This is a genomic window from Caldanaerobius fijiensis DSM 17918 (genome assembly GCF_900129075.1).
GTDB classification, from domain to species: Bacteria; Bacillota; Thermoanaerobacteria; order Thermoanaerobacterales; family Caldanaerobiaceae; genus Caldanaerobius; species Caldanaerobius fijiensis.
Window position 1 is genome coordinate 66231 of record NZ_FQVH01000008.1, and the last position, 8095, is coordinate 74325.

The 8095-nt window shown below is 39.6% G+C and carries 4 protein-coding genes and 1 pseudogene; 2 read left to right on the forward strand and 3 right to left on the reverse strand.

The features are described from left to right. Positions 1-63: 63 nt before the first annotated feature. Together BUB87_RS05265 and BUB87_RS05270 are read right to left on the reverse strand one after the other, a co-directional pair. Entirely contained in the window at positions 64-3285 is a 3222-nt protein-coding gene (locus BUB87_RS05265) for an alpha-mannosidase (RefSeq protein ID WP_143156619.1), read from the reverse strand. A gap of 39 nt (positions 3286-3324) precedes the next feature. Further along, the gene (locus tag BUB87_RS05270) at positions 3325-5562 is read right to left on the reverse strand and encodes a beta-N-acetylhexosaminidase family protein (protein ID WP_143156620.1); all 2238 of its coding nucleotides are present in this window, start codon (positions 5560-5562) and stop codon (positions 3325-3327) included. 460 nt (positions 5563-6022) lie between these two features. On the opposite strand from BUB87_RS05270, the gene BUB87_RS05275 reads away from it, so the two are divergent. Beyond that, positions 6023-6472 carry a papain-like cysteine protease family protein gene (locus BUB87_RS05275; protein ID WP_073342420.1) on the forward strand — a complete coding sequence of 150 codons (450 nt, stop codon included), beginning with the start codon at positions 6023-6025 and terminating at the stop codon, positions 6470-6472. A gap of 11 nt (positions 6473-6483) precedes the next feature. Beyond that, the gene (locus tag BUB87_RS05280; protein WP_073342422.1) at positions 6484-7386 is read left to right on the forward strand and encodes a hypothetical protein; all 903 of its coding nucleotides are present in this window, start codon (positions 6484-6486) and stop codon (positions 7384-7386) included. Positions 7387-7567: 181 nt separating this feature from the next. Here the strand turns inward: BUB87_RS05280 and BUB87_RS05285 are convergent. Then, a pseudogene (locus tag BUB87_RS05285) lies at positions 7568-8092 on the reverse strand (UPF0236 family transposase-like protein); the annotation flags it as partial. Positions 8093-8095 lie beyond the last annotated feature (3 nt).

Consider the following 8095-nt stretch of genomic DNA (forward strand, 5'->3'; position numbering starts at 1 on the left):
TCGCCTCTTAAAATCCTTTTTTCACTCATTTTTATTAAGTTTCTCCTGTCGTTATAAAATTCTTTATAAAATCCTGAATGTCTTTATCTCATAGGGCTTAATGTAAAATGTAAAGGAATTTTCACAAGCATCTACGTCCCGTTCGTCCTCTTCCATAAGATTACACTCTACTATCTTTTTAAACGGTATACTGCATGTTATGGTGACATCGCCCCTTATCCCCTGGGATTCGTAAACGCGGAGTATCAGCCCATTGCCATCCTCTGCCCTCTTTAAAACCTCTATAACTACATTTTGCTTATCCAGATTCAAGAAGGAGTAGCTTCCAGGCAACAGTCCTTCTTTTGTGCTGCGAGCTATAACGGCCTTCAATGGTACATTCAATTCATACCCTCTATGGACCACATCTCCCTGTCTCCAATCGCCCTGGTGCGGGTAAAGAGAGTACACAAACTCATGATACCCTTTATCGGCAACAGGATCAGGATATACTGGAGCCCTCAAAAGCGTTATACGCATAACATTATCCTTAATATCATATCCATACTTGCAGTCGTTGAGTATGCTGACACCATATCCTCCTTCGGATAGATCCGCCCACTTATGAGCCGGAACCTCAAATCGAGCCTTATCCCAGCTGGTGTTCCAATGGGTGGGCCTCTTTATATTGCCATAAGCTATCTCATAGGTGGCCTCTGGTGACAGCACATCCACATCAAAAGCCGCTTTCAGCATTTTTTCTGTCTCCTGCCAGTCTACCTTTGTCTCAAAATCAATGCGAGGTATAGTATTGTAGATCACGATGTCCTGGGTGATGGTGGAGCTGCTGAATTTTTTAGCGATTCTCAACACACCTCTTGCAGGACCTGAACACACGACATCCACAGATACTACATTGTTGACTTCCCAGGATTTTTTCTGGTACTCCAGATCAATATTCCAGGCACTCTCCCTCTCAGGTTTATCCTCAAAGATCTGCAAGACATTGCCTCTACCGCCCGGCGACAATACCTGCCTTTTGGCCGTTTTATCGTATATGCTCCTTATGTTCCCATCATCATCCAGCTGAATTTCAAAAAATCTGTTTTCCAGGGCATTCTTTGATACCTTTATAGCTGTCTCTCTATTTAATGAATCATCTTCCTTTGTCTTGGCTTCAGCCTTTAGCTCATATACTTTATATCCCATTGAGGGCACATCAACGGCCTCAAATATAATAGCCGCTTTTTCATCTCCCAACCCATCCAACTCAAAGGCAACCTCTTTACCTTTTTCGTCTACCAATACCAGATCATTTCTTTGTGATAGCTGTTTTACTACGTCACCCTCTAAAATCGCTTTTACTACATCGGTTCTATTCCATGACAGGGAATTGAATACAATTAGCGGTATACCCTTACATCCGCTGGTATTGATATTGTCTACCACAGCCATAAGAGCATCTTTTTCTATCCTGCTGCCTTTCTCAAGTATCTCGCGATAGTCTTCAGCGCACTGTTCATACACCTGATGTATCGATGACCCTGGTAGGATATCATGGAATTGATTTAAAAGTATCTTCTTCCAACCGTATTCAATCTCCTTGGCAGGATAACTCTTTCCGTACTGCAATGCCAATGATGAAAGGATTTCTGCATCCCTGTATAAAAATTCGCTTTTTCTGTTGTTCTTTTTGTTTTTAGCCTGGCTCGTATAGGTACCCCTATGAAATTCATAGTACATCTCATTATTCCATACCGGTAAATCCACAGCCCTTTCCCTGGCATCATCAAAAAACTTTTCGGCACTGGATATCTCTGTCCTGGGAAGACCAGGGAAATTCTTGAGCCTTCGGCTGTATTCCATCATCTCATATGTGGGACCACCGCCGCCATCGCCAAATCCGTAAGTGCCCATTGCCTCATTAAAGCTGGCTTTTTCATTGAATCTCGCCCAGGCGTCATTTATGTACCTAGGATTTATATTGCCGTTATATGAAACCTGCTGCAAATACGCCAGTATCCTGGTACCATCAATGCCCTGCCACCAGAATAATGTATAAGGGAATTTATTTGTATCGTTATTTAGCAACTTACTCGTCATAAAATATTCCATGCCTGAGCGCTTTATAATCTGAGGTAATGCCCAGCTGTAACCAAATACATCCGGCATCCATAGGATCCTGGAAAACCTTCCAAATTCGTTCTGGAAGAACTTTCGGCCATATAGTATCTGCCTTACCAGCGATTCTCCTGATGGCACGTTGGTGTCTGACTCCACCCACATGTTGCCTATCAATTCCCACCGGCCTTCTGCCACTTTTTCTTTTATCTTCTTATACAGCTCAGGATAATACTCTTTTGTATATTCATAAAGCTGGGGCTGGCTCTGGACAAAGTGATGTTCAGGATATTCATCCATCAATGCGACGGTATTGGAAAATGTTCTGGCGCACTTCCTGACTGTTTCCTTTAATGGCCACAGCCACGCTGTATCTATATGGGAATGTCCTACCAGAAGCACTGTCGCTTCAGGAATATAATGGATGGCATTTAATTTATCCATGAGGATCTTATCTGCTTCTTCCAATGTGGATACAAGCCTTTCTCTGTCAAAATCTATGTCTACCGCTGCCAGCGAACTCTCCAGGGCATCGAGAACCTTCAAGCTAAGCACATCATCTTTTCTTAAAAGTGACAGGGCCTGCACCACTTCTCTGGGCAACCACATACTATATATGCTCCCTCTTAATACCTCCAGTGCGTCGTATGTAACCCTGGCATCAAAATAATATTTTTCCACCAAAGGATCCACAACAGCCAAAAGCGCTTTTCTAAATGTATACTTCATAAAAGGTATACCCCGAGCCCTGTACCCGGCATATTCCCCATAATTTAGGCCGGCTTCTATCAGGATCTCTAAGGTATCACCACCTTTAGCCTTTTCAGCTATCAAGACGCGACTGCGTTTCTCATCCCTTGGCTGGACATATGTTACTATACCCTGTCTTATCTCCCCATTTATATATACAAGACCCTCTCCGCCTACCTCTATGTCCAGCACAACCTTTTGCCCATCAAAATCTTGAGGAATCACTACCGTCTTCTTAAACCACCTTGTAGTATCATCTTTTGCTACCCACTCTTCGCCTATCTTAATGGTCTTCCACTCTTCATCCTCGACTTTATACTGGCCAGGCTGGATGTATATACCTTCCCTTGTCTGCCATTCATCTAATACTATAGCTTTTTTATACATGTAACCTTTTATTTGTTCGATTTTATTTAACATAATCCTCTCCTTCACAGTAACCACCCCTCCAATAATCTGTGTTTAAAAACACAATTATTTTTTTATCAACCATACGTCAGCAACCTGTATGCCCCGACCTGATACTAAATTCCACGCAAGTGTCAATTCTCCTGAACTCGTGGCCTCCTCAGGTATATCCACTGCAATTTCTTTGGGCGCCATACCTATATCTATGGGCCCATGCACTGGTATGCCTCCATTGGCCGTCAGAAAAACCGTAGCCTTATATCTCCCATAGTAGATAATCTTAAGACTATATCGAGCATCCGGGTCCAGATCGCTATAATGCAGCTCAAGAGGCGCCCCATAACGGGTTTCAGCCATTCTCTGCCACGAAATCGGCATGCCTTCAGTTATCAAAAAAGCATCTAACGGCGATTTGAGATAATATGGATCATCCTCATAATTGAATTTTCTGACCAGGTGCGATTCATTCATAAAATTGCCCAGATCATCATAAAATCCTCCAGGTCCTGGATTGGCATAATGTAAAATCTTCTTTATGCCTTCCAATTTTTCTTTATCTCCCAAGGGCTTCAATTTCTTTAAGGCATTTTTAAGGTACTGCCGATTATTAATAGCCCTATCCACGGTATCCAGTGTAGCCCCTCTTTCTTCTCCTATGGCGCCATATTTTTCTACGCTCAACTGCATCCCACAACTTTTGAAAAGCTCTGCTGCCAGCTCTTCAATCCTCTGCCTCCAATCCACCCCAACTTTTTTCTCCTCTGCCTGGTTTAATATCGCTTCTGCCTCAGATATAGCTTTTTCAGCTCCTGTTTTCTCAGCTTCTCTTAACCTGTCCATAGCCTCTTCTTCCAGTTCTGTCTCGTATATCAATCGCCGCCGCACATAAGCATCGTAATATGCACGATAAAGCAATTGCTGAAATCTCCAATTCTTAGTAAGCTCTTCACCCGCTTCTTTTTCCATCGCCTGAAATTGCATCAAAGTCGTGTATATTGAACTCTTCGCAATAACCGGCCCTCTCCAGTTTTCTTCCAATGCCATTATTCCATGGGCCAGCGAATCGCCAAAGCGCTCGCTTATAAAATAACGGCTGTATTCTCTTAAAATATCTATAAGTTTAGCATCCGGATTCCACCCCAATGAGCTCCATACTATTTTATTTACGTCATCGTTGCAGCCTTCAGAATACGTTATAAACCCTATGGTGTACTTACATGAGGCCTTGAATATCTTGGATTCATCTACGGGTCTGGGGTTTATAGGTTCTCGTCCCAGCGTCACCGCATAGGCATAATCCCATTGTGGCACAGGATACTGACAGCTTATGGTATGGGTTATATCAGGATAATGTCGTATGGGGTACTTTAAGGGGACCTTTGCTCTCAACTCTGGCAGAGTAGTGCGAATCCATGGCCCATAAACAACGCCATATAGCCATTCCGGACTTTCTTTGCGCAGGATGTTGTAAAATTCATCAAGCCATTCAGCGCTAAATCCTTGTGGAGAAACCCATATTTGAGCAGATGGATGATGTTTATGTAATCTCTCTGATACTTTAGCTAGGAAGGGAAATAGCACGTGCGGAGGGGTATCGCCTGGATCTCCGCCAGGCACAAAAACTGCATCTACTCGTCTGCAATTTTTAAATATCTCCTCCCATTCACCCAGTTCTTTCTCCACAATTCGAGAATCTGAATAATCTGATGCCATAGCAGGATACCAAATCCATACGTCCAATCCATAGGAATCAAGCATTTCTGAAAGAAAGGACATCATCTCCAATTTCGGCACTTTCATGTGAGGACTTGTATCTTCGTCATCAGTCCGTGGTGGCAATATCTCAATAGCATTGGTTCCAAAGACTATAAGGTCGCGCACATATTGCTCAAAAAATTCAGGGGTCCATGCGTCATAGGAATTGGTTTTAGGCCTGTAACCCAACTGATGCCCTCTCAAAGGATAGCGTGGTGCTGTTACTATATCCAGATCTGCATCGACTTCTATTTTCCCTCCTGTCATATGCAACTTTCTAAGGAAACCCCCTATGCCGAACAGCAACCCTCTTTCGTCATTTCCTGTGATGATAACACGCGGCATACAGCCTTGATCTCTGTTTATTTGAATAGAATAGCCTTCTGGTAAGATTTGTTCTGAATGCAATTGGTTTGAATCAACCTTCTTTATTTCTATGATCGGCAGCCCTTCTGAAGGCATGGATTTCACAAGCTGCATTTTCAGACCGGTGCGTTTTTTTATTTCATCTATCAACAAATCTATGGCTTTTTGATTCCTGCGGCTCATTTCCCCCGGACACAAAATCACCGCATTGCTTAAATCAAAAAAATTTATAGACATCCCTTCTTTCTTTAATTAAATTATTTAAGTTATCTGGCAAAAAACTTGGTTGTTTAACTTAAATTATACATACATATAAAAACGATTTCAAGTATCATCTTTCCATTTCTTCATGAAGAAACCGTAAAAGGTTTGATATATAAAACATAGATTGAAACTAACGAAGTGAATTAAGATAGAAAGCAATTTAAATGGAGATAAAACTATTTTAAACAAAAACAGGAGAAAAATGGAGATAAAGCGAGAAAATGCGAGCAATATTTAGAAAAACAAATAAATTAAGGAAAAACAAATAAATTTAGGTAAATACGAACTTTGAAAATGTTTTCAAAAAGTAATATTATAGTTTTGAAGAATTTACTAAAATTTAAATAAGGCAATTAGATAGGTAAAAGGTGGGTTTGGTATGTCGGATTATGAAATTGTTTGTTGGGCAGTCTGTGATTCCATGATAGCTGCACATTATCACGATGATGTAAAAGATAGGACAGTGGACATTTGCAACTATGTTAAAGGAACGTATCCAGCATATGCAGATGGCTGGGATGATATAATTAAGGGTATACAATTCGGTGTAAAAGATTCTCCAGTAAAACCGGCAAAATATCTAACGTATGGAGTATGTAGCGAAACAGCAATTAAATATCAATTTAATAATAATGCTCCCATATTGGCACGGTTACAACTTGACATTGGTAAACATGCTGTTGTATTAAGATATTATATTGACGGACCAAAGCCTGGAACAGAAATAACAGAGGATCAAGTTGGTTATAATGATCCTGCTGATGGTTCTCACATGGAATCATATAAACAATTTGTTTCAATGTGGTCTGACAGCTTAATATTTTCTTAGGGGTGTTAATTATGAAAAAAATAATGTGTTTAATTTTAACGGTGTTAATGGCATTTTCTCTTAGCATCAGTACCACATATGCCGCTAATGTACCTATGAAAGAAGTCATTGAAAAATTTGACGGTAATGTTGAAGAAAAAAATGTCGTTAAGGATAGTCTATTAAAGAGTGGAATGCAACCTTTAAAATATTTGATTAAATTTAAAAAAGACTTTAAGGTGATACAAAACACAGATGTAAGTTCAGAAGAGGACTTAATACTTGGCCAACCATATAAAGTTGTTGATTTTCCCTCGCCCACTCTTGATAATAATAGGGCGTGTTTTGAAGGCTTTATTAACGGAGAAAAAGTTATAGATATTTTGCAAAATGCACCTTATTATTATGAAGTTCCTGTTTTAACCAAGAAAAATAATACGCCTGTTTCATCTGTTCAGCTTAAAAAAGAGAATGGAGTCTGGGAGGTTACATTGTATCCCTGTTATATGGACCCAGAAATCAGCTATATTGTAAGTCAGCCAGAAAAAGTTGTTGAATTGCTCAAAAGTTTAGGAATAGAGACCGTTGATAAATATATGCTTGTAAATCTAAATCGGGGTTATGACTTTTTGTATACATTATCTGATAACAAGGAATATTTTATACCCTTGGAAAAAGGTTTCGGCACAGAACTATTAAAAGTGTACACAAGAGACCAATTTCAAGCAATATTTGCTCCTCTTATGGAAAAAGTCTTAAGGGGCGAAGAGTTGCCCACCGGTGGTGGTGTCGCCAATGTCAGTAAAAATGATAACAAAACGGTAAATATTAAAAATAACAATGAAATAATATATATTGCATTATCTTTTGGCGTTATTGTTGCTGTTTCCTTAATTTATATAGTACGAAATAAAATAAAACATAAAACGTTATGAAGATTGAAATAATTGATAAAATTGGGTGGCGATTAACTAAACTATGATAATAGATAGGCTACACAGAATACTGTGTATGCTCTATCTTTTATTTTTATACATACGTAAATAATTTATAGGAAATAAGAGCATTCCTGTAATGATTTAAAATGGGCGAAAATGAGCCAAAACGAACTTTAAAAAAATAAGTACTTCTCTTTTCTTCACTCTCTTGTTTTAAAGTTTCTCCTAAATCCTTAACGATTTTCCAGATCGTCATTGTACTGATATTGGAAAATAGTTGGCTTAAAGTTTCGGCAACGCGCCTGAAGGACATCTCCGTATTCAATTTCACTGCTATCTCTCTTAACCTTGGAGTTATCTTTGCCCTTATTGGCCGACCCAATAGATCATCCAACAAAAACCTGGTCTCACCTGTCTTTTTGTTTCTGTAAAGGCGTCTTCTACTATATGTAAATTCGCCAAAGGTGCTTATAGCATCTTTTTCCCTGAATCCTATTACTTCCCGGGTTTCACGGTCGCGTTCATTCATCAAACGTGTATCCATTTGCTCCAGTGCCCATATGAAAATCTGGTTACAAACTTGTTGGCAGAGTTCATATACTCCTTTTTCGAGTTCATAAAAATCTTTGCTTTCATTGATTATTTTTATTAATCCGTTACAAAAAAGAAGGACTGCACCTACTATGTGTCGAATATTTAACATAAG

What these genes read in the sequence shown, in the direction of transcription:
- BUB87_RS05270 (WP_143156620.1), bottom strand. Translation starts at nt 5,562, where the DNA reads ATGAGCCGCAGGAATCAAAAAGCCATAGATTTGTTGATAGATGAAATA.
- BUB87_RS05275 (WP_073342420.1), top strand. Translation starts at nt 6,023, where the DNA reads ATGTCGGATTATGAAATTGTTTGTTGGGCAGTCTGTGATTCCATGATA.
- BUB87_RS05280 (WP_073342422.1), top strand. Translation starts at nt 6,484, where the DNA reads ATGAAAAAAATAATGTGTTTAATTTTAACGGTGTTAATGGCATTTTCT.